Here is a 21,563-nt window from a genome sequence, read left to right as displayed (position 1 = left end):
AGTAATATTATGTTTTATGATGGCTGTTATCACAAAGTTTGTTGCTACTGCGTATCTTTAAGACACCCGTCATCAACGTTGGTGTCGTGCTCTTTCTTGGAGAAGTTTTATACACGTGGTAATTTTTCTTAGCTCTAAGATTGGAAAAAGTCATAAAGCGGACTTTTCTGGTTAAAAGCAACAATCTTTTTGAAAAGAGCTTTTATGATAGAATTCACTGCTCATAGGAGGTTTCCATTTTGAATGATATTATAAATGGGTTCATGGATTTTGCTACTGCAGATTTTTGGACAGACATGGGCTTTTGGATTGACCTTGGAGGAGCACTGGTTATTCTCCTGTTATTCCTGTTATGGAGAAAACTCTTTACGAAGTATTTTTTCAAAGGAATTTTGGCAATTTCTCAAAAGACACCGACTGACTTATTTACGTATATTGTTCTTTCTTTTAACAAACCTGTTCGGATGTTTTTTGTTATTCTAGGTTTATTCTTTGCTTTAAAAGCAGCACCTTTTTCCATAATGGAGCCTGTAACATTAGGTAGAATTATGCGCTCTGTTGTCATTGGATTGGTTTCTTGGGGTTTATATAACTTTATTCCTTATTCATCCAATTTATTTTCTAACCTTACACATCGTCTCGAAGTAGAAGTGGACAAAATCGTCATGCCTTTTGTTACTAAAGTGCTGCGGTTTATCCTCCTTGCACTATCTATTAGTATAATCCTTAGTGTGTGGGAATACGATGTTGGTGGAATTGTTGCTGGGTTGGGGCTTGGAGGTTTAGCGTTTGCTTTGGCTGCTCAGGAATCCATCAAGAATTTGTTAGGTGGAGTCATTATTGTTACCGAAAAGCCATTTACTATTGGAGATTGGATTAAAACACCTAGTGTAGAAGGGGTTGTTGAGGATATTACCTTCCGAAGCACGCAAATTCGCACTTTCGCACAGGCCGTCGTAACCGTTCCGAATTCCACGCTTTCTAACGAACCGATTACGAACTGGTCAAAAATGGGGAAACGACAAATCACATTTAAACTTGGAGTGCAATATGATACATCAAGGGCAAGCCTGGAGAGAGTTGTTCGCAGAATCGAAAATCTCCTCCGCAGTCATGTTGATATTGACCAAGAAACCATCATGGTTCGCTTTGATACCTTTGGTGCTAGCAGCTTAGATATATTTTTATATTTCTTCACAAAATCTGTAATGTGGAGCGAGTATCTTCAAGTGAAAGAGGATATTAACTTCAAAATCATGGAAATACTAGAAGAAGAAAATGTCGTTGTGGCATTCCCAACACGTACATTGCATTTTGAAAATAGCAAAGATGAAGAAAAAGTAAAAGAATATAGTGGATCAAGAGAACGTGAGAGAGCATAACCCTAGCAAAAGGGTTGTGCTTTTTTTTTGAGCCTTTTGATGGGCAAAACATTACCCAGTAAATGAATAATTACCACCTACCTAAAGGAGAATAAAGCTTAGAAGAGGAGGTGTATGTTTCATGGATAAAGAGACCTTAGTTTTTACAAATAGCTTAGAAGAAAATCTCTTACAGCTTAGGGAGGTATTTGTTTATTCTGAGGACTTTATCATAGACTATACACCAATTAACGGAGAAGACGCATTCTTAGTATACATAGAATCTATTGTTGATAAGAAGACAATAGAACAACGCGTGATTAAACCTCTTCACATAATGAATAGCTCTGATGAAAAAAGTAAAAGGACAGAAACCTTCGTCACTGAATCTAATAGTGTGAAAGAAATTACTAGTCGCCTATTAAACGGAAACTGTGTGTTACTTAAGAGGGGAACTGATTTACTCTTAGTGTTTGAGGCTGCCGCTTTTGAATCGCGAAGCATAAAAGAACCAGCATCTGAGGGGGTAATTCGTGGTTCTCATGATGGTTTTATTGAGTCACTTTCCACTAACATTTCTCTTATTCGCAAGCGGCTCCAAAACCCTAAACTAAAGATAAAGTACTTTACAATAGGGACAGAATCCAACACAAAAGTTGCAATGATTTATTTAGACCATATTGCTAATACATCGACCGTACAAAAAATCCAGGAGAAGTTATTGAGTATAGATATAGACTATGTGATGGCCCCTGGGCATTTAGAAGAATTTATCAGTTCAAATACTTCCATATTTCCAACCATGTTAAGCACAGAACGTGCAGATCGAACAGCTGCCAATCTTATGGATGGGAGAGTGGCCATCATAGCTGATAGTAGCCCAGGTGCATTGATTGCCCCATCCACCTTCTTTACCTTTTTTCAATCACCTGATGATTATAACAACAGGCCCTACTTCGGATCATTCATTCGTTTTCTTCGTATTTTTGGTTTTTTAATTACTGTCATGCTACCAGCACTATATATTGCAATTGTATCTTTTCACTATGAAATTTTACCAACAGAAATAGTATTTTCCATTAAGTCATCACTTGAATATGTGCCTTATCCACCTTTAATTGAGGCTTTTGCCATGCAAATCACGCTTGAAATATTAAGAGAGGCATCATTAAGACTTCCAAGTCGGATTTCACAAACGATTGGTGTGGTTGGTGGTCTTGTAATCGGGACAGCCGTAGTAGAAGCGAATCTTGTATCTAATACAATGATTATTGTTGTCGCTATAACTGCTATCTCCTCTTTTATTGTTCCTATAACGGAAATGGGATCTGCCATAAGGCTTCTCGGCTTTCCTTTCATGTTGCTTGCATCAATGCTTGGTTTTATTGGAATCAGCTTCTTTTTAATGTATGTACTAATTCATTTGTGCAAACTGGAATCGTTTGGAACCCCTTATTTCTCGCCACTTAGTACTTTGTCATGGAATGAATTAAAAGACACAATAATCAGGGCACCTGCTCCAACATTTACTCTCAGACCAAGAGATACGCAACCAAAGAAGAGACGAAAAACGAAAGGATAACGGGACTAAACGATGCAAAAGGTAATGGAAAGAAGTATCAGTCAAGGACAACTATTTTTCCTTATAATTCAAACACAAATTGGAGTTGGAGTCCTTTCCTTACCTTTTGCTGTCCATACTACTGCAAAAGGAGACGGATGGATATCCACTATACTTGCAGGGTTTGTTTTACAAATATGGATTTTCATCATAGTAAAACTTGCGCGCATGTTCCCAGAAAAAAATCTTTTTCAAACATTACGTGCTTTACTGGGTAAGTTTGTTGGTAATATACTCACCCTTGCCTACATTCTTTATTTTACAGCCCTAGCAAGCCTTGTAGCTGTTTTACAAACTGAATTAATAACCAAGTGGATATTACCTCTCACGCCTTATTGGGTAATCTATTTGTTCATTATTATCGTTGCAGTTTATTTAGCCACTGATAATATTTTGATGATTGCCCGTTTTTTCAGCCTATCTACAGGGATTATCATCTTCTTTATTATTCTTGTACTGACTGTTTACCAAGACGTAAATATCAACTATATTCTCCCGATAAAGCAAACGAGTTGGTTGGATATTTTTATTGGCATGAAAGAAGTCTTAATTGCTTTGGCCGGTTTTGAAGTGCTTCTTGTTATTTATTTTTGCGTATCGGACAAAAAGAAGACACTAAAAACGATGAGTTTAGCAAACCTAACCACCATGGCTATTTATACGTTTCTTGTATTTACAAGCCTCATATATTTTAGTCCAGAAGAATTGCCTCTTGTTCCAGAGCCTGTTCTCTATATGTTAAAGGCCATCTCCTTTGAAGTATTAGAGCGCCTTGACTTGATTTTTCTTTCCATATGGGTGATACCGATGACCAATACTTTTATCATCTACCTTTTTCAGGCTAGTGTAGGCCTTAAAGAGCTTTTTAAACGAGATACCCACTCCCCATTTGTGTTTATCATTGTTATCCCAATATTTTTATCTAGCTTCTTTTTACGTGACCAATTTTTAGTAGACGAAATCGGACAAGTGTTTCAAAATGTTGTCCTTTGGTTTGCTTTTGGTTTACCATTACTCCTCTTACTTATTGGCATGATTAGAAAATTAGTTAGGAAGGAGAAGGATCATAATGTCTCACCGTCGTAAGCTTTATTGTTTCATGATGACTATTCTTTCTGTGGTTTTGTTGACTGGATGCTGGGATCAAAGACTGTTAAAGGACTTAAAACTAGTTTTTACCATTGGCTTTGATAAAGGAAACAATGGAGAAGTTGTTTCTCATATCGCCGTAAGAGAAACGAAAAAACTTAGTATCGGTGGAAAACCAGGAGAGGCAACAATTGCAGTAATTAAAGGAGAAGGCGTTACATTGAGAGATACGAGATTATCTCTAGATAGAAGAATTCCGGGTGAATTTTCACCTAGTAAAACAAGGGCATTTATGATGGGAGCTGATTTGGCAAAAGAGGACATTTATTCTATTCTCGATATCATGTACCGCGATCCCAAGTCTCCCCTAGGAGCAATGTTAATGATAACGGACGGAAAATCAGAGGATATTATTAAAATGAAAACAGTAAAAGAAACGCTCTTAACAGAAGCAATCACAGATATTCTTCAAACCGCTGAAAACAACACGATTGTGGAAAACCACTCCATTCAAACGGTTTGCCCTATTATGTTTGATCCAGATGTCGACTTTTCCTTGCCGGTTATAAAAAAAATTGAGTCGAATGATATTGAAGTTTTAGGCATGGGTTTATTTAAAGAGAAGGCATATACAGGGGTACAGCTAGATGAAGAACAATCCATGTCACTACTGATGTTAATGAACAAAAAGGGGAAAATAGCAGAGGTAAATTTGTTGATACATCCAGAAGAAGAAAACATAAGAAACCGTTATTTGGCACTAAGAATAAATAAAGTTAAAAGAGAGATTAACACTACAGTACTTTCTCCAACTGATATTACAGTAGACATCACGCTTCATTTTTCTACTTCGATGGTAGAATACCCTAGGGATGGCGTAGTGGATAAAAAGGAAATTAAAGGGTTAGAAGAAAAAGCGGCAAAGCAACTAGAGGATAAAGCGAAAGAGGTTATTAGGCTTATACAAGATGCAGAGAGCGATGTGCTAGGGATTGGGCAAGAATTAAGAGTACACAACTATAAAGATTGGAAAAAAATAAAGTGGAGAGAAGTGTATCCATCTGTAAAAATAAATCCATCCGTTAGTGTGAAAATTATTGGTACCGGAATAATAAATTAGAAAAAGAGGAGCCTTAAAAGCTCCTCACAATCATTTCTGCGATCCTATCCCACTGCTCTTCTTTTGAAACTTTCGCTTCATTATCTCCCTTTTGAAGGCCATAATCCCCAAATTGCGAATGATTTCCCCCTTGGATGATGATCGTATTTGTTTGAACTGGCAAGCGTTCAAAGGCGTCGGTTAGATACTCCTTTTCAATTACACCATCAAGCTGTCCCTCAAGAGTAAGGACCTCTCCTTTAAAATCGCTCAAATCATCCTCTTCGGAAGGATAGGCAGCCATCAAAATAAGCCCAGCAACCTTATCAGGATTTTTCTTAACATATCGAGCTGCCATTGCCCCGCCTAGGGAATGACCAGCTAGGACCCATTCTCTGTCATCGAACTGTTTAAAAATCTTGTCAGCTTTATTAGAGCTTAAAACTGCAAGATGTAAGGGCATTTTTGCAATGATAAATGGTACCCCTTTCTCCGCAACCCTCATTCCTATCGGTGCGTATGCAGCTGCTTCCACTCTTCCGCCGGGATAAAAAATCACCCCGGCTTCATCTGTATCCTCTTTTGGATAAAATGTAATCCAGCCGCTGTTTTCACTCACTGAAACTTTGTCATTTGATTCCAAGCTTTCCTTATTCACTAATTTGTAAGGCGTTGCCCATAAAATTAAACAAGCAACTGCTACAACACTAAAAACGATACCAATCGTAACAAGACTGTATTTTTGCCACTTTTTCATTTTCATCCCTCATCTGTGTGGATTAGGTCTATTTTATGAAAACGAGAGAAAGAAAGCAAATTTTGGCAGTTACTTTAACAAGACTGCCCGAACAGGACTACCATCTGAGCCACTTATTTTAAGCGGAAGTGCCACTAATTGATACATCCCCTCTTCTACATGTGCGAGTTGGAGCCCTTCTAAAATAAATATACTCGCTTCATGCAGGGTATGGTGAATGAGTAAATCCTTACTGTCCAGAACATCCACACTTGGCAGGTCAAGACCAATAAGTGGAATTTCTAATTTTTTCAAGAATTCCACTACCTCTTTATCTAGCGTTGGAATGGTATCAGGAAAAACATCGTCATGCTCCCAAGCATTTGTCTTAAAAAGAATTCTTCTCCCTTGATGAGGAGCGAGCTTAGCTTTCATATTTTCTAAACTAAAAGCCTTCTGGTTACTCACATCGATTACCACTGCTTCACCAACAAAGGCCTCTAAAGGGATCTCTTCCAGCTTCTCTCCATCCTCTGCAAAGTGAAATGGTGCATCCACATGAGTGGCAGTATGGACACTCATATTGATACTGCCGACATTTACAGAACCTGTATGTTGCTTTGACCACTTAACATGATAAGAAAAAGGGGTGTCTCCTGGCCAGGTGGGCGTATTCTTATCAAGTGTTCGCGAAATATCAATTATTTTCATCACGTGCTCCTTTCTTATGCAACAACTTCCCGCTCATTTGAAAATTTCTCATATTTTTTATTTGTCATAATATCCTTTAATATTTGTACAGTGTTATAGACATCAGCGTAGGTAGAATACAGGGCAACAGGTGCTAACCGAATGATGTTAGGTTTTCTATAGTCAGGTACCACACCATGCTCCTTTAGTGCTTTACATATTCTTGCAGCTTCCGGGTGCATAAGGCTTACATGTCCCCCTCGAGAAGCATCTTCTCTAGGATTTACGATGTGGAATTGGTATCCTGATAACTCTTGTTGAATTAGTTCCATGAACACACTGGTTTGATGCAACGATTTTTTCCGGATATTTTCAATTCCCGCCTCTTCAAATATCTCTAATGACCCTAATAACGGGGCCATGCTAAAAATGTGCGGTGTGCCAATTTGATATGCCCCACTCCCACTTGCTTTAGTAAAGGTGTGGTCCATGTCAAACTGTTTTTGCTTGTCTGAACCAAACCAACCAGTAAGACCTGGCAATTTATCAAAATGTTTTTCATGAACAAATAATGCACCTACTCCACCTGGGCCGCTATTGAGGTATTTATAATTACACCAATACGCAAAATCAACTTCCCAGTCATGAAATTTGTGAGGGATTGCGCCAACAGAATGACAACCATCCCATCCTACGAGTATCCCTTTTTCATGGGCTGCTTTTGTAATTCTTTCGATTGCTAGTAATTGGCCACTACGATACAAAACAGTCGGTAATATAAGGAGGGCAACATCCTCCATTAAGCTTGAAAAAATGTCTTCTTCAGAAATGGTATAGCCGTCACGGCTCTTCACGCTGACTAGATGATCTTTGGGATCAAACCCTTTAAGCTTTAACATGCTTTGAATCGCATATATATCCGATGGAAAGTTTAATTCGTCTGCAACAATCTTGGTTCTTTTGCCTTCTGGTTGATAAAAAGTGGCTAGCAATTGATGGAGATTCGTTGTCGTAGAACCTGTTACAACTACCTCTTCCGCTTTTGCCCCAACAAGCGGTGCACTCCACTTTCCTAGCTTTTCAGCAAAATAGAACCATGGCTCCTCACCACTGGTCCAACCATCAATACCATGTTTTTTCCATGATTCTAGAAACTGAAGAAGGGATTGTTCCGCTCTTCTAGATAAAAGACCTAGTGAGTTACCATCCATATAGATAGTGCCTTCATTTATGTAAAACTCATTTCTGTAAGATTTTAGGGAATCGTCTCGATCCCATTTTTGTATACACTCTAAATTTATTGTCATCCTTCATCCCCCTTTACAGTCTTTATTATCTCATTTTTCTGAGAAAGAGGACAGCGTGCAAGAAAAAAAGACCCCGAAAAAGGGTCTCTTAACTGACATGCTGGGTTAATTGCTGAAACAAAACATTCATTTTCTTTTCTGCTTCTTCATTTAAATTATTACGTGTATGCAAGGAAGGATTACCACTAATTCGGAAACTATAGTCAAGAATTTCTGGATGCAATTCAGTATACATAAACTCAATTTTCACCTTATATCCTGCTGACTCCATCATCACTGTACAGACTTTATTACCCATAAACTCTGTGATTTTCACGATGGGGATTCCTCCTTCTCTCCTTTCACTTCGCTACGTAATATACTTCTACATAATCAGTCAAAAATCCTTGTATCCACGCCAAATTATTTGAATTTTCTGCAAGGTAATCTATTTCTAAAAATTTTGCTTTAAATAGTTGTTGATTCTTCTGATTTCTCGGTTATTCCCGAGTGCTTGGGTTACTCCCCAAATATTCGTTTCCCCTTCATCCTCCGTTACCTCATTTAATGTCACATCCAGGTCATGAAAAATGCGATGTAAATACTTCAATGCTGTCCGGTCATCCTCTCTCTCGACAAGAATCATCAATGCATTTGCGTTTTCCATATCATTTCGAACTTTTGAGGGACCAAATCCTTCTGTTTTCATCCAATTGACAGATGATTTTAATTCCTTCCATTCATCTGAAGTTTTTAGGTTTCGAAGGTCTACAGTATCTGCTCCTCCCCAACCAGTCACATTATTCAAATATTTGTGTTGGAGAGACAAGACTTCCAATGTTTGATTTTCTTTGTTTTCTTGAAAAATGACGGATTCTTCATACTCAAGATGCTCTATCTCCTGTACAGATGCAAGAGTAGTAGAGGAAAATAGAGATCCTTCATCTACAAAATCCACATAGTGGTACCCAATAATTCCTACTATAGAAAAACTCATTATCGCCATGATAGCCTTTAGCAAATCGCTTCACTCCCATAAAAGATGCCTCTTATCATCATTCTTCACCTGAACAGTTTTCGTATTTTTTGCTCATACATTGATAAATTGGTAACATAAAAGAAAAACATTAGGTGATCTCATGAAAAAATTACTTTATACCATTATTATCGTCTGTATTTTCATTATGTTAATAGGCTGTCAACAACAAGAAGAAAGTAATGAAGGCGGACCTTTAGATGGATTGTTTCAAGGGTTGGACCTTTCTTATAATGAATATAAATATATTTTTGAAGATGTTGTTCAGCGCGGGAAAAGCATGAATGTTGATAATGGGTTGGAAAAATGGGTAATCCGCGCCCTTGGAGACGAAAAACTAACGAATAAACGGGATTTAACAAAAGAAGAGGCAACAAAGCAAGCAGAATATGCTAAAAGCTATTACGAGGCACTTGAGGAGGTTTCTGAAGAAAAATACAACATTAGTATTTCAGATGCGGAACTTGATGAATGGATTTCAAATGGACCAGACCAACATGAATTCCCTCAGCAGCGCGCCTATGCTGAAGCGTTAGGGTTAACTGTTAAACAATTAAACCATGAATACGATAAAGACTTGTATCACCAAACCGTTCTTTATGAGAGATTAATTCCCGTTCTTCAAAAGGAATACGGTACACAGGATGGAGAAATTCTAAGAGAAAAATTTCATAAAGAGGTAGAAGACGCAATGAAATAGGACGGCTCTAAATTTACCGTCCTATTTTTCTTTGTTGTTATTATTTTGTTTCCTATTGTCGAAGCAGCTTCCATAGCTGAGCAGCAAAAATGCACGACAATAACCAAATCAACCCTAAGGAATAGCCTGCTAAAATATCTGTCGGATAATGAACAGTAAGATACACTCTACTGAGGCCAATACTTAAAATTAATAGGGAAAGTAACACAATGAAAAGGAGTCGCAACTTCCATTGTTTCTGCTCTTTAGCAAGTAAATAAACAATAAATCCATACAGAATAAAGCTTCCTAATGCATGTCCACTTGGAAAGCTATAGCCGCTCCCATCGTATTCCATTGCAATGGTAGGCCGCTCGCGCTGAAAGAAATATTTTAAAACTACGACAAAAAGTCCACCCCCAGCTGAGGCAATGACGATAAACAGCGCATGAATACGATCATGTTTTTTTAACCAAAGAAACAAGGCTACCACAATAGTAAGAGTGCTGATAACCCAAATAGAACCTAACTCAGTAATGATGGTAAATAACGATGTTAGAGTGTTATTCTCGATTGTTTCAAAATAATGGATGGTTATTTCGTCCAGGAGGAACTTTTCTTTTTCCAGCACATCCTCTGCAAGTTCTGCAAACAGCCCTCCTGCCGTAAACATAAAACATAGTCCCAATAAAACAAGAAAGCTCGGTAAAAGGATAGGCTTGTATTTTATCATCACATGTCTTTTATCCATTGAAATCTCCCATTTTAGTTTGTCCAGTTCCCTCTTTTCCTGTATTCCACGTTCTCTTACTCATAAACCTTTTGCCACAAATATAAGAGACCACCCAAAGCGAGTGGTCTCCTACATTCATTCGTATTATTTATAAACTTTCACTTGTACTTCTTGCACTCCAAAATCGATTGCATCTTGCTTGTCTGGAATAAAGATATCAATTCTGTTACCTTTGATAGCTCCACCAGTATCTCCGGCAATTGCTTCACCGTAGCCTTCTACCCATACTTTAGAGCCTAATGGGATAACATCTGGGTCTACAGAAATTACTTTCATATCAGGATTTTCTAATAAGTTAATTCCAGTAGATGTAATACCTGAGCACCCTTCACAAGTTGCTGTATACGCAGTTGCAGACATTGTCAGCTCTTGCGCTACTTCCGGCTCTCCAGCATTGTCTTCCTCTTCTGCTGGTGCTTCCTCAGCTGGCTTTTCTTCTGCTGGCGCTTCCTCAGCTGGTGCTTCTTCTGCTGACGCTTCTTCTGCTGGCGCTTCCTCAGCTGGCTCCTCCTCTACTGGAGCCTCTTCTGCTGGTTTTTCCTCAGCTGGTGCTTCTTCTGCTGGCGCTTCTTCTTTAACAGGAGTTTCTACTGCATCTGCGTTTCCAGCAGTATAGATAACAATTTCATCTCCAGCATAAATTAAATCTGGATTTGGAATCTCATTCCACTCAGCAAGTTTTTGAAAGTTTACACCATCATAGTTTTGTGAAATTCCCCATAGTGTATCACCTTTTTCAATTTTGTAGCGTTCAGAAAGGGCAACTTTCAACTGATCTTGAGGGTGAATAACGTTATTAGATAATCCGTTCCACTCTTTTATCTCATCCACTGTTATATTGTTTGCTTTGGCGATATCCCAAAGCGTGTCGCCTTTCTTTACTGTTACTTCTGCAGCAGAGGCATTGGAACCTAAGCTAAAAGTACCTGCAAGGGCCGCTGCTGTAACCAAGGAAACCATGGTCTTTTTCATAGTAACTACCTCCTATAGCATTGCCTATGTATTTGACTCACTGACTATCATCATAACATGTTTGAACTAGATTCAAAGAACAGTAGAATAACATTTTCGTTACAGAGATAACGGCTAGATTAAAGTACTGTTACGGGTTTTCCTTAATATAGAAGGTTAAGGAAAACTATTCTAACAAAGGATTTTCTAACCAAAAAAAGCTAAACTTGAACAAATTTCAAGTTTAGCTTTCCTTCTATTTTCTAAAAGTAATTTGATACCAGCCACCTTCTTTTATGACAGGTTGAATTTTTTCGAGCTTTAGGTTTGCTGCCTTAGCAAGTAAAGCTAATTCATTTTCTGATGGCAATGGGAAGAGGTTCTCAAAAGCAGTAAAAAAACTATTAAAAACACTGGAGAATTGTCCACCGTGCTTAGAGTGATGAATGGGAGTGACTACAGAAAGCACCCCATTATTTGGAATCCATTCACTTATTTTTTTGAAAAGGTCTTCTCTATCATCTGGAGAGATATAATGAAGAATATTATTAAGCATCACAAAATCGATTTTTTGCGATGGTGACCAACGATGAACATCTGCACAAATTATTTCAATTTGATCTTGGTTTTTGCAATTCTTCATTGCTTCTTTTGCGACTTCTTCATTCAATTCTATACCCATCATTTTCATTTTCGGGAATTTCTGTGAAAGCTGTAGCAAATATCCACCGCTGCCACATCCAACGTCGATTACTGTTTTCGGCTTAGTTTGTTTCATCACTTTCATCACCCTTGGTATAGCCAGCTTCTCTAATAACGAAGAAGTCTGAGCAACCACCATTCCATGTTCCTTTTGATTAAAGACTTCTTTTTTATCGGTAGTCATCATTTTCGGATATTTTATCAATGTTGGAATATGTAATTCCATCATTTCTTTTAACAGTATTCCTGTAGACCTAGGATTTTGTTTACTGGAGGGTACCATAAATTTTTTTACCGTCTGATACCGTTGCTTTGATTTTTCTTTTAAATATCCAATCACACCCCCAACTTCCACCCACCTTTTGAGCAACTCTTCTTGGAGCTCTTTTTCTTTTGCAACCTCTGTGACAGTTTTAGGTTTTTTAAATGCTTCATACAGGTCTAACTCATACCCCACATAAGCATGCCAGCTATATAAAAAAGGAAGATTTCTTTTCATATATCCCCTTGCTTTAAAAAGCCTTAAGTATTCACCAATCATCTACCTGTTCCTCCTTCTGTTCTCCATGGATAATCATCTTTTTCTGTATATAGATGGTCAATATCTAAACCGTCACCTTTGCTTTTTTTCCTTTTTGGAACAACACCAGATTGGATGGCTCTATCAACAATCGATTCCTTCCAGATTCCAAGTCCTGAAATATTAAGCATATGCTTTCTGTGAAGAATAGGATCATTTGTTAGTTGATGCAACACTTTGCTTCTCCAAGAAACAAAGTTTTTTAAAGGTTTAGAATAGGCAAGAGCCGAGAGATGACTTAGTTTAAGCACATATTTAACACGCGGTTTTCTAACCATTTCATAATAGGTTAAATGTGAGGAATCAAGATTGCTCTGGTCATACATCCAACATAGTAGTTCTCCTAAAACATCTCCATCCTGAATAGCAAGATTCATACCTTCTCCCGCCATAGGATGAACACTGTGAGCCGCATCTCCGAGCAATGCGACATTTCCCTTAAAATAACTAGCTGTATGATAATGAACGGGGATCATTAGTTGAATCTTCTTCCATGAATCCACCTGTTGAACATATCCATCAAGCTCTGGACATAATTCCAAGTACCTTCTATAAAATGAGTCAATCCCTTCCTGCACCATCTTCTTATATGACCCTTTTGGGATAAGATAAACCGTTCTAACCAATTTATTAGGTAGCGGAAATAGTCCAAGAAAGGTGTCATCGGTAGAGATGATTTTACCCTCTAATAAATGATCAGGTCTTGGAAAAGTTACCGTGAGAAAATGGTGATCATATTTCTTTTCTTTCATAGAAATATCCAGAGATTCTCTGACTTTCGATTTCCGTCCTTCTGCGCCAATGAAATAATCCGCTTGTATGTGTGTTTCTTCTTTATTAATCTTTACTACCGCTTTTTTATCTTCAAAGCCAATGAATCGAGCAGGTTGAATGTATTTAAAAGACGGATACTTTAAAGCTTCCTGTAACATAATTTTTTTTAACGTTTCATGAGGTATCATCAGGGCATAGTTATATGGTTCTGGTAGGATGTTGTAGCTCATGGAAGGGATGTTTTTTTGGGTTTTATCTTTTTCGACTAAATCAATTTTATTTATTTTGTGTCCATTTTCAAGGATTTTATCAAGTATATCCATTCTTTTAAAAATCGCGATTGTTTTTGGCTGTACAAGTTCTCCTTTGTACATATGTGGGCTCCCTTTTACTTGCTCAACAACAGTCACTCCAACTCCGCATTTTGCCAGTTTTAGCGCGACCGCAAGTCCCCCAACTCCACCTCCGATGACTAATACATTCGTTTTCATGTCCATTCACCACCTACCCATTTCATTCCACTAAATGATAAAAGCAAAACTTTCGAACTCTCCATAATTTCTCACGGATAATTTTTACTATGTACTTAAAACTAGTATGGAATAAAGAAAAGTAGGTGAACGTAGTGGACATATATCCTGAAGGGAATGCTTCTTCATTACAAGAAGGAGATACGATTTATTTATTTTACCGAAACCCACATACGCAAAATGTGGCTACCATTCAACAAGCTAGTATTGTCTCAAATCCTTATGATGGAGGAAAATTAGCGATGTTTCTTTATGATACCTACTATCCATTATCAGATGAGTTTGTATTTTTCACCTCATTAGACGAAGCCGAAGCATTGTATAACGATTATTTCGGTCCAACTTATGATTAAGAGAGGAGAATTTGATGAAACCTTTTGTTCCTCAGCTAGTATTTATTGAGCCTCGCGCACTAGAGTATCCACTTGGACGGGAATTGAAGAAGAAATTCGAAGGAATGGGGCTAGAAATTCGCGAAACAACCTCGCACAATCAAATACGAAATTTACCTGGAGATAATGACTTTCAAAAGTACCGAACCGCTAAATCAACCCTCGTGGTTGGAGTAAGAAAAACATTGAAGTTTGATTCCTCCAAGCCTTCTGCTGAATATGCGATCCCTTTTGCAACCGGGTGCATGGGGCACTGTCACTATTGCTATCTGCAAACAACGATGGGGAGTAAACCTTATATTCGTACCTATGTTAATTTAGATGAAATTTTTGATGCGGCCGAAAAATACATGGCCGAAAGGGCACCGGAAATTACCAGATTTGAAGCTTCGTGTACGTCTGATATTGTCGGTATTGATCATCTCACTCATTCCCTAAAAAAGGCAATTGAGTATTTTGGCAAATCTGAGCACGGTTTATTGAGATTTGTAACGAAATTTCATCATGTTGATCATTTGTTAGATGCTGATCATCAGGGCAAAACAAGATTTAGGTTTAGTGTAAATGCCGACTACGTAATAAAGAATTTTGAGCCTGGAACATCTTCTCTAGATTTGCGAATTGAAGCAGCCAAAAAGGTAGCAGATGCTGACTATCCGCTTGGATTTATTGTAGCACCCATTTATTTACATGAGGGGTGGGAGGAAGGATACAAAACCTTGTTCCAAAAGCTTTATGACAAGCTTCCAGCCAAAGCAACAGAGGATTTGACGTTTGAGTTAATACAGCATCGTTTCACTAAACCTGCTAAACGAGTGATTCAGCAAAATTATCCGATGACTAAGCTTGAATTAGATGAAGCAAAAAGACAATACAAATGGGGTCGTTACGGAATAGGAAAGTATGTGTATACAAAGGATGAAGCCACAGAAATAAAGGATACACTTTCTGACTATATTCATTCCTATTTTCCTCAGGCACGCATTGAGTATTTTACTTAAATAAAGAGGCTGGGACAAAAGTGTTTTAGCACAAGTAAAAACCGAACTGATTGGAGTATTTGACCAAATCAGTTCGGTTTTTTTAGTATTAAAATATACTTTTACTTCTTAGATGACACCAGCGGTTGATTGGAGTGCAAGACGTAGACTCCTGCGGAAGAAGTGGCCAAAGTGAGACCCCGCAGGCGAAGCAGAGGAGGCTCACGGGTCACCCGCGGAAAGCGAAGTCTTGCACGGAAATCAATAGCGGTATTTAATGCCGGCATTAATATTGTTCGTCTTTTAGTTCGTGTTTTTAAGTTTTGTTTCAGCCTCAACTTATCAGCTTATAAACCCCTTTGAATTAAATAAATTACCATCGGGCCGAGTAAAACAATAAAGATGGCTGGGAAAATAAGAAAGATTAAAGGAAAGACCATCTTAACCGGTGCTTTCATCGCTTGTTCACGTGCATTAAACACCCTTTGTTCCCTTATTCTTGTTGTAAGAATACTAACCGTTTTGGATAGACCCATCCCCAATTGATCGGCCTGTATTAATGAAGTGATGGCTTGTTGAAAGACAGGAATCTTCACTCGTTCCCGAAGTAACATATACGCCTCTTTTCTTGATTTACCAAGGCTCATATCTTCCATCATCTTCATAAACTCATCTGAAAGTGGACCAGCCAAGGTTTTGGAAACCTTCTGAAAGGATGCATCCAATCCCATTCCAGCTTCCATTGATAAATTTAGGAGATCAAAGAAGTCTGGCATCATTCGATCAATTTGTTTCATTCGTTTTTTGATTTTTACACTTAACATAAAGTTTGGAATGAACAGACCAAATAAACATAATACTATCGACAGGAAAAGGACAGAACTAAATGATTCTGCTCCTGGTACAAAAAGAAATAACGATAGAAAAAATAGCGATGTGCTAAATGTGAATTGAATAAGCATAAAATCTGCAGGACTCCAGCCGTTTGGCCTTCCCGCTTCTTCCAGCCTTTTTTCAAGATTAATCTTAGTTGATTCCTTCATTGCCTTCTTAATCCATAATCTTGCGCGATTCTTTAGAATAACAAATAAATCTCCTTCTTTTTTACCACCATTTTTCAGCTGTAAATTAGACAGTGGAAGAAAGGTTTGGACTCTTCTTTCCATCGCAAGGGAAGAGCGGAAAATGGTCATGGAAATAGCCAGGGCTAGTAAAGTCATCGTCATAAACGTTAATGCAACCAACAATAGGTTTCCCATGTTTACACCTCAATGCTCACAATTTTGTTTATGATAATCCATCCTAGAAACACGCCGATAAATGCCATGGAGAGCATCATCCAGCCTAGGGGATGTTGGAACATCATTTGAAAATAATCAGGATTTACGAGTTGGAGATATACTCCTATTGCAGCAGGAATGCAAATAATAACATACATAGAAAGCCTTCCTTGTGCTGTGAGGGTTTTCACCTCATCTTTTACCCTCAATCTCCCAATCATTGTTTCCTGTATGCTCTCTAATAACTTTGAAAGGTCTCCACCGCTTTCCCGTTGTATTAAGATAGAAGTTAACACCATTTCGAGATCGGGATTATTAAAAGTTGATTTTAATTGAGCAAATGATTCCTCTAGAGATAACCCTAGATTAACATTTTGGATTACTTTCCCAAACTCTTTTCCGAGTGGCTTTGGTGACTCTTCCGAAATTAATTTAATTACTTGCAAAAAACTGTACCCAGCACGAAGGGAGTTTGCCATAATTCCTAATGCCTGAATCAACTGTAGGCTTGCCAGTTTATTTCTTGAAATGATTGCTCTCTTCATTAAAATATATGGGACAATCAATCCAATGATAAAGCAGAGGACACCAATTAAAGCGGAAGAAAAAATCAGAAACAATACACAGCTAATCAATGCTGCCAACAAAATGGTTCTCACAAGAAATTCCCCTGGGCCAACACTGTATCCAGCGAACAAAAGCTGTTGTCTTAAGTTTGAAAGCTTAAAGTTTCTTTCGAGGGATTTGCTCATACCGATAATTGCTTTATTCTTTCTTTTTACTTTTTTCTTTCCATTTATCTCTGAAGGTATAGATGAATTCGATAATGACAAATATTTATACAGCCTTGCTATTTCTCTTGGTTGTTTATTTTTGATCATCATCAATAACAGGAAGAGGACAAAAAAGAATACAATGGAAAGAAATAATATTACAATCGTCTCCATTAACTATCCCTCCTCTGTGAACCATGAAGGTTGAATTTTTATTCCTTGGGCTTCAAACTTTTCAAAGAAGCTCGGTCGGATACCTGTTTTAACAAACTTCCCATTCACTTTACCAGTGTCACTCTTCCCTTGTTCTTCAAAAGTAAACAAGTCTTGCAGCACAATAGTGTCGTTTATGACCCCTAATACTTCCGTAATATGTGTAATCTTCCTAGTTCCGTCCTTTAACCTTACCTGATGGATAATTAAATCCAGAGCACCAGCAATTTGTTCTCTAATCGCTCGGACAGGAAGATCAAAACCAGCCATCATCACCATTACTTCAATTCTTGATAAAAGATCTCTTGGAGAGTTAGCATGACCCGTCCCTAAGCTTCCATCATGGCCGGTATTCATCGCTTGAAGCATATCAAGAGCTTCTGCGCTACGAACCTCTCCAACAATGATTCTGTCAGGTCTCATCCGAAGGGCGTTTTTCACGAGATCTCTTATTGTCACTTCGCCCTTTCCCTCCACATTAGCTAATCTAGCTTCCAAGGTAACAACATGCTCTTGAGAAAGCCTAAGTTCGGCTGAGTCTTCAATGGTAACAATTCGCTCATCTTCAGATATGAACGAAGACAACACATTAAGACACGTGGTCTTTCCAGATCCAGTACCACCGCTTACCATCATATTTAATTTTGCTTCCACACATGCCTTGAGGAAACTTGCCATATCATACGATAGCGCTTCGTTTCTTAAGAGATTTTTTATGGTTAATGGATTATCAGGAAATTTCCGAATGGTTAAGGTGGGTCCGTTCATGGCAAGGGGGGGAATGATGGCATGAACCCGTGATCCATCAGGTAAGCGGGCGTCAACCATAGGAAGGCTTTCATCGATTCTTCTTCCGATTGGCGCTACGATACGTTCAATAATCTTTAAAACATGTGCATTGTCTCGAAACGAAAAAGGAGTTTTTATTATCTTGCCATATTTCTCAATATAAATTTTATCTGGTCCATTCACCATCACCTCCGTTACTTCTTGATCCTTTAATAGCGGAGTTATAGGTCCATATCCAGTTAATTCATAGATGACATTTTGGATAATCACCTGTTTTTCCTCATAGTTTAATACATCATCTCTACTAAGGAAGAAATCATCGCTCAGCTCTGCAACTTTATCCTCTACTTCTCCATCCTCCACTGATAATCGTTTTAGTTCTTCTACTAAATAATTGTGCAGGAGTGTCTCTATTTCTTTAAATTGTAATGGATAGACTAATTTATTATTTTTACTTGAATGGCGAAACTCCTTTGGTTCTAAAACCATCTCGTTTTTTTCTCCATTCAGTCTTCTAAGTAAAGACATTATTTACTCCTCCCAGCACTTGCCACAGGTTCAGCCTTATATGACGCATGCTTTTGGATACATGCTTCAGCTATTTTTAAGTACATTTTTGACAGTGCACTTTTCGGACTATCGGCTACAAAAGGAACTCCTGAAGCAATGGATTTTTTTACGATTTTTTCATCAGAAGGAAGAACAGCAAGCTTATTCAATCCAAGAATTTTTTTCACATTCTCTTCTTTTAATGGATCATCTTTTTTTACATCATTCAGGACAATTAGGGGAGTCGCCTTCAACTGTAAAGAATGCAACGTATCAATAAAAAGCTTGGTGTTTCTAATAGCCGGGAGATTTCCTGTGCTTAAGACATAAATTTCATCCGAGAGTTCCAACGTTTCAAGGAAGAGGTCATCAACATGAGAGTGTGTATCCACTAAGATAATGTCATACCATCTTTTTAATTCTAAGAACAGCTCTCTTATATGTTCCGTTGTGATAATTTCAGAGAACTCAGGGCGTAATGGAGCGGCAATGATGGAGACATTTTCTACATACGTTTTTGTTAAATATGCTTGCACATTTCTATTTTTTCGGTCAAAATCTTCTTTCACCCACTCATAAATCGTTTTTTTGGGCTTTACATCGCAAAACATGCTAACATCACCAAATTGTAAATGAAGGTCAACGATGACTACCGATTGCTCCTCTTTCTGAAGGGAATAAGCAAGGTTAACCGCAAACGTCGTTTTCCCGACTCCTCCCTTAGTGCTGGAGACAGTAATAATTTTCCCTTCCTTATGTGTAAAACTTGGAACGAAAGTATCCTGCTTATGAATGTGATTTATATGTCTTTTGGATTCAAGCAAACAACTTTTGATTAATTCAATATCGTCCTGGAGGTTGATGCAGTCCATCATACCTGCTCTCATTGCTAGTCTGATATCCGCTTCTTTTAGATCCTTTCCTACCAAAATAACAAAGTTGTTTGGATGTAGCTTTTTTAACTGCATGGTTAGCGAATAAAAATTTGGGGAGATTGACTTATCGATAAAAATGATACGTTTGTCTGGCGCATTCATTTCATTCAGTAGTTCATCAATGGTTGTTAAGCCATTATAATTTTCATCTTCAGAAAGCCAGAGGATCATCTCTTGAATTTTTTCGTCATGTTCATTTAAAAAACCATACCATTTCAACATGTTACTGGCCTCCAATCTTAAGCAGCTGTTTTTCATCAATTAATACGTTTTCCTTTAATACAGAATCGTCTCCTTCAGGTCTGAGTAACGCATAGAGAGAATGTTGAGATGCAAAAGCAAGTTTTGCTCCTTCTTCAGGAGTTACTTCTACAGTAATCATCTGATATCTTGCAGCAGTTTCTGGGTCCTCTGCATTGTGGCCGATTGCTAATACTTTAATATTTTGTAAAACATAGGTTCCAAACTCAGCTGGTTCTTCTTCTTCTGAGTTTTTGTCCATTGAAATGATATTTGCGAAAATATCAATCATGGAACCAGATGTGAGGTTTCCTGATCCTCCTTGGACATCACTTACAGCGATAGATAGCGCTCTTTTTCCTTTTTCGATTGTTAACACTTCTTGAGGTGCTTCTGTTTCCGTTTCTTCAGCTGCAAGAACGACCTCTGAAGGTGAGGGATGCTTCTCTTTTCCACTAGGTATATAAAAGAGGGAGAAGCAAACTGTACTTACTATCCCAAATGTGATGGATAATAACCAAACCTTTTTCAATGTCATTTATGTTTTCCTCCTATTTAATAGTAGAGTTTTATTCTACTTATCCCATAATTTTTTACCTCATGACGAAACACTCCAGAAGTCACCATATTCACAAAATAACCCTTTACACTTTTCTCTGCTCCATTCGGTTCGACCTCAGCTATCCAATATGCAGCAAAACCAATAATTTTCACTTGGCTTCTACCATTTGCAACGCCGTAAGATTCTACCACAGGAACGATAGCTACCCTTGAACAATCTTTTGTTGCTGTGGAATGGGACTGACAATGGGCTTTTCCTTGATCATTTGCTATTCTTGTCTGAAAACCACTACGAACCTTCCCCCATTTTAGGCCTGGCTCTGTAGTTACTATGGTATTCACTTCTCCTTCAATCCCGTTTACAATATTCTCCTCTAACACATCGGCCCCGCGTCCCCCAATTGCAAGAAATCCAAAATTCCCTTGCTGAGGTCCTTCACTTCCACTAGCTGGTGTAAAATGCAAAGTATGTAGCTTATTTGGAACTGCTTTCGTTGCTGGAATTCCCACCGGCAAAACTTGAGAATGTTTTGCAAGTCCTTTTGAACTGTCCTTATATGCTTTCGTTTTAGCAAACACATCTACAGAAGAAAATCCAAATACTTTTGCAAAGGTCATCTCTTTCGGAACTGTTTTGTATATTGCTACATACCAAGATGTGACTGTAATCTCACTGGCTGCTACTGTTATTCCATTTTTAGCTGCCATTTCAATTGCAGTGTTCTTTATTTCCGTTTGCCCTTTCCCAAGCTGTTGTGCACCAGCTAGAGCAGCTGCGTCGATTGCTTTTTGAAGCTCACCCTTTTGATGGTATAGTCTGCCCCCATCAATGACGACACCACATAAACCTACCAATAGTGAAAGAATAAATGCCATCAACACTAAAGCATTTCCATCGTCGTTTTTTATCATTTTTCTCCACAT

22 protein-coding genes and 1 pseudogene are annotated in these 21,563 nt (G+C 38.1%); 8 read left to right on the top strand and 15 right to left on the bottom strand.

Annotated features, from left to right (window positions below):
- Positions 1 to 239 precede the first annotated feature (239 nt).
- The 4 genes from FIU87_RS07275 to FIU87_RS07260 all read left to right on the top strand — a co-directional run bounded on the left by FIU87_RS07275 (position 240) and on the right by FIU87_RS07260 (position 5,191).
- Entirely contained in the window at positions 240 to 1,382 is a 1,143-nt protein-coding gene (locus tag FIU87_RS07275; protein WP_152443969.1) for a mechanosensitive ion channel family protein, read from the top strand.
- Between the two features lie 121 nt (positions 1,383 to 1,503).
- Positions 1,504 to 2,943 (top strand): spore germination protein, encoded by a 1,440-nt coding sequence (locus tag FIU87_RS07270; protein WP_152443968.1) that lies wholly within the window; start codon positions 1,504 to 1,506, stop codon positions 2,941 to 2,943.
- A gap of 12 nt (positions 2,944 to 2,955) precedes the next feature.
- A complete protein-coding gene (locus FIU87_RS07265) occupies positions 2,956 to 4,068 on the top strand; it encodes a GerAB/ArcD/ProY family transporter (protein WP_152443967.1) in 1,113 nt (370 codons plus the stop codon).
- Positions 4,052 to 5,191, top strand: coding sequence for a Ger(x)C family spore germination protein (locus FIU87_RS07260; RefSeq protein ID WP_152443966.1), 1,140 nt, complete (start codon positions 4,052 to 4,054; stop codon positions 5,189 to 5,191). Before FIU87_RS07265 ends, FIU87_RS07260 begins: the two co-directional genes overlap by 17 nt.
- A 13-nt stretch (positions 5,192 to 5,204) precedes the next feature.
- Here the strand turns inward: FIU87_RS07260 and FIU87_RS07255 are convergent, their stop codons facing one another.
- The 5 genes from FIU87_RS07255 to FIU87_RS07235 all read right to left on the bottom strand — a co-directional run bounded on the left by FIU87_RS07255 (position 5,205) and on the right by FIU87_RS07235 (position 8,879).
- Entirely contained in the window at positions 5,205 to 5,927 is a 723-nt protein-coding gene (locus FIU87_RS07255) for an alpha/beta fold hydrolase (protein WP_172970987.1), read from the bottom strand.
- Between the two features lie 69 nt (positions 5,928 to 5,996).
- Complete coding sequence (gene kynB / locus FIU87_RS07250) at positions 5,997 to 6,617, bottom strand: arylformamidase (RefSeq protein WP_152443964.1); 621 nt, start codon at positions 6,615 to 6,617, stop codon at positions 5,997 to 5,999.
- Positions 6,618 to 6,631: 14 nt separating this feature from the next.
- Positions 6,632 to 7,903 carry a kynureninase gene (gene kynU / locus FIU87_RS07245; protein WP_152443963.1) on the bottom strand — a complete coding sequence of 424 codons (1,272 nt, stop codon included), beginning with the start codon at positions 7,901 to 7,903 and terminating at the stop codon, positions 6,632 to 6,634.
- A gap of 88 nt (positions 7,904 to 7,991) precedes the next feature.
- Positions 7,992 to 8,219, bottom strand: a complete 228-nt coding sequence (locus FIU87_RS07240; protein ID WP_152443962.1) for a hypothetical protein — start codon at positions 8,217 to 8,219, stop codon at positions 7,992 to 7,994.
- Between the two features lie 117 nt (positions 8,220 to 8,336).
- Positions 8,337 to 8,879, bottom strand: coding sequence for a hypothetical protein (locus FIU87_RS07235; protein WP_216647558.1), 543 nt, complete (start codon positions 8,877 to 8,879; stop codon positions 8,337 to 8,339).
- A 142-nt stretch (positions 8,880 to 9,021) separates the two neighbouring features.
- Between FIU87_RS07235 and FIU87_RS07230 the strand changes: the two genes are divergently transcribed.
- Complete coding sequence (locus FIU87_RS07230) at positions 9,022 to 9,618, top strand: hypothetical protein (protein WP_152443960.1); 597 nt, start codon at positions 9,022 to 9,024, stop codon at positions 9,616 to 9,618.
- A 52-nt stretch (positions 9,619 to 9,670) separates the two neighbouring features.
- Here the strand turns inward: FIU87_RS07230 and FIU87_RS07225 are convergent, their stop codons facing one another.
- The 4 genes from FIU87_RS07225 to FIU87_RS07210 all read right to left on the bottom strand — a co-directional run bounded on the left by FIU87_RS07225 (position 9,671) and on the right by FIU87_RS07210 (position 13,888).
- Positions 9,671 to 10,348, bottom strand: coding sequence for a phosphatase PAP2 family protein (locus FIU87_RS07225; protein ID WP_152443959.1), 678 nt, complete (start codon positions 10,346 to 10,348; stop codon positions 9,671 to 9,673).
- Between the two features lie 126 nt (positions 10,349 to 10,474).
- Positions 10,475 to 11,362 carry a 3D domain-containing protein gene (locus tag FIU87_RS07220; protein WP_152443958.1) on the bottom strand — a complete coding sequence of 296 codons (888 nt, stop codon included), beginning with the start codon at positions 11,360 to 11,362 and terminating at the stop codon, positions 10,475 to 10,477.
- 235 nt (positions 11,363 to 11,597) lie between these two features.
- Entirely contained in the window at positions 11,598 to 12,584 is a 987-nt protein-coding gene (locus FIU87_RS07215) for a class I SAM-dependent methyltransferase (RefSeq protein ID WP_152443957.1), read from the bottom strand.
- Positions 12,581 to 13,888: an FAD-dependent oxidoreductase gene (locus FIU87_RS07210; RefSeq protein ID WP_152443956.1), complete on the bottom strand. Its 1,308-nt coding sequence runs from the start codon at positions 13,886 to 13,888 to the stop codon at positions 12,581 to 12,583. Before FIU87_RS07210 ends, FIU87_RS07215 begins: the two co-directional genes overlap by 4 nt.
- Positions 13,889 to 14,022: 134 nt before the next feature.
- On the opposite strand from FIU87_RS07210, the gene FIU87_RS07205 reads away from it, so the two are divergent.
- The 3 genes and pseudogenes from FIU87_RS07205 (at position 14,023) to FIU87_RS21370 (ending at position 15,662) form a co-directional block, all read left to right on the top strand.
- Positions 14,023 to 14,280 carry a transcriptional regulator SplA domain-containing protein gene (locus FIU87_RS07205; protein WP_152446456.1) on the top strand — a complete coding sequence of 86 codons (258 nt, stop codon included), beginning with the start codon at positions 14,023 to 14,025 and terminating at the stop codon, positions 14,278 to 14,280.
- A gap of 11 nt (positions 14,281 to 14,291) precedes the next feature.
- Positions 14,292 to 15,320 (top strand): spore photoproduct lyase, encoded by a 1,029-nt coding sequence (splB, locus tag FIU87_RS07200; protein ID WP_152443955.1) that lies wholly within the window; start codon positions 14,292 to 14,294, stop codon positions 15,318 to 15,320.
- Positions 15,321 to 15,445: 125 nt separating this feature from the next.
- Positions 15,446 to 15,662 (top strand): annotated as a pseudogene (locus FIU87_RS21370) (hypothetical protein).
- Here FIU87_RS21370 and FIU87_RS07195 read toward each other — a convergent pair.
- The 6 genes from FIU87_RS07195 to FIU87_RS07170 are packed head-to-tail and all read right to left on the bottom strand — an operon-like array spanning position 15,647 to position 21,563.
- A complete protein-coding gene (locus FIU87_RS07195; RefSeq protein WP_152443954.1) occupies positions 15,647 to 16,558 on the bottom strand; it encodes a type II secretion system F family protein in 912 nt (303 codons plus the stop codon). The pseudogene FIU87_RS21370 and the gene FIU87_RS07195 overlap by 16 nt on opposite strands.
- A 2-nt stretch (positions 16,559 to 16,560) precedes the next feature.
- The gene (locus tag FIU87_RS07190; protein ID WP_152443953.1) at positions 16,561 to 17,526 is read right to left on the bottom strand and encodes a type II secretion system F family protein; all 966 of its coding nucleotides are present in this window, start codon (positions 17,524 to 17,526) and stop codon (positions 16,561 to 16,563) included.
- A gap of 3 nt (positions 17,527 to 17,529) precedes the next feature.
- Positions 17,530 to 18,882, bottom strand: a complete 1,353-nt coding sequence (locus FIU87_RS07185) for a TadA family conjugal transfer-associated ATPase (protein ID WP_152443952.1) — start codon at positions 18,880 to 18,882, stop codon at positions 17,530 to 17,532.
- Positions 18,882 to 20,060 carry a CpaE/TadZ family protein gene (locus FIU87_RS07180; protein WP_172970986.1) on the bottom strand — a complete coding sequence of 393 codons (1,179 nt, stop codon included), beginning with the start codon at positions 20,058 to 20,060 and terminating at the stop codon, positions 18,882 to 18,884. Before FIU87_RS07180 ends, FIU87_RS07185 begins: the two co-directional genes overlap by 1 nt.
- A 1-nt stretch (position 20,061) precedes the next feature.
- Positions 20,062 to 20,616, bottom strand: coding sequence for a Flp pilus assembly protein CpaB (cpaB, locus tag FIU87_RS07175; protein WP_152443950.1), 555 nt, complete (start codon positions 20,614 to 20,616; stop codon positions 20,062 to 20,064).
- 17 nt (positions 20,617 to 20,633) lie between these two features.
- Positions 20,634 to 21,563 carry a TadE/TadG family type IV pilus assembly protein gene (locus FIU87_RS07170; RefSeq protein ID WP_152443949.1) on the bottom strand — a complete coding sequence of 310 codons (930 nt, stop codon included), beginning with the start codon at positions 21,561 to 21,563 and terminating at the stop codon, positions 20,634 to 20,636.

This window comes from Bacillus sp. THAF10 (assembly GCF_009363695.1).
Classification (GTDB): domain Bacteria; phylum Bacillota; class Bacilli; order Bacillales; family Bacillaceae_I; genus Sutcliffiella_A.
Note: the sequence above shows the minus strand (reverse complement) of the source record. Positions and strands in the feature narration are given on the sequence as shown.

Bases quoted from the DNA above. Each gene is read 5' to 3' on its own strand.
- FIU87_RS07225 (WP_152443959.1), bottom strand. From the start codon at position 10,348: ATGGATAAAAGACATGTGATGATAAAATACAAGCCTATCCTTTTACCG.
- FIU87_RS07265 (WP_152443967.1), top strand. From the start codon at position 2,956: ATGCAAAAGGTAATGGAAAGAAGTATCAGTCAAGGACAACTATTTTTC.
- FIU87_RS07180 (WP_172970986.1), bottom strand. From the start codon at position 20,060: ATGTTGAAATGGTATGGTTTTTTAAATGAACATGACGAAAAAATTCAA.
- FIU87_RS07215 (WP_152443957.1), bottom strand. From the start codon at position 12,584: ATGATTGGTGAATACTTAAGGCTTTTTAAAGCAAGGGGATATATGAAA.
- FIU87_RS07185 (WP_152443952.1), bottom strand. From the start codon at position 18,882: ATGTCTTTACTTAGAAGACTGAATGGAGAAAAAAACGAGATGGTTTTA.
- FIU87_RS07270 (WP_152443968.1), top strand. From the start codon at position 1,504: ATGGATAAAGAGACCTTAGTTTTTACAAATAGCTTAGAAGAAAATCTC.
- FIU87_RS07255 (WP_172970987.1), bottom strand. From the start codon at position 5,927: ATGAAAAAGTGGCAAAAATACAGTCTTGTTACGATTGGTATCGTTTTT.
- FIU87_RS07235 (WP_216647558.1), bottom strand. From the start codon at position 8,879: ATGAGTTTTTCTATAGTAGGAATTATTGGGTACCACTATGTGGATTTT.
- FIU87_RS07220 (WP_152443958.1), bottom strand. From the start codon at position 11,362: ATGAAAAAGACCATGGTTTCCTTGGTTACAGCAGCGGCCCTTGCAGGT.
- FIU87_RS07190 (WP_152443953.1), bottom strand. From the start codon at position 17,526: ATGGAGACGATTGTAATATTATTTCTTTCCATTGTATTCTTTTTTGTC.
- FIU87_RS07230 (WP_152443960.1), top strand. From the start codon at position 9,022: ATGAAAAAATTACTTTATACCATTATTATCGTCTGTATTTTCATTATG.
- FIU87_RS07195 (WP_152443954.1), bottom strand. From the start codon at position 16,558: ATGGGAAACCTATTGTTGGTTGCATTAACGTTTATGACGATGACTTTA.
- cpaB (WP_152443950.1), bottom strand. From the start codon at position 20,616: ATGACATTGAAAAAGGTTTGGTTATTATCCATCACATTTGGGATAGTA.
- FIU87_RS07260 (WP_152443966.1), top strand. From the start codon at position 4,052: ATGTCTCACCGTCGTAAGCTTTATTGTTTCATGATGACTATTCTTTCT.
- FIU87_RS07170 (WP_152443949.1), bottom strand. From the start codon at position 21,563: ATGTGGAGAAAAATGATAAAAAACGACGATGGAAATGCTTTAGTGTTG.
- FIU87_RS07210 (WP_152443956.1), bottom strand. From the start codon at position 13,888: ATGAAAACGAATGTATTAGTCATCGGAGGTGGAGTTGGGGGACTTGCG.
- kynB (WP_152443964.1), bottom strand. From the start codon at position 6,617: ATGAAAATAATTGATATTTCGCGAACACTTGATAAGAATACGCCCACC.
- kynU (WP_152443963.1), bottom strand. From the start codon at position 7,903: ATGACAATAAATTTAGAGTGTATACAAAAATGGGATCGAGACGATTCC.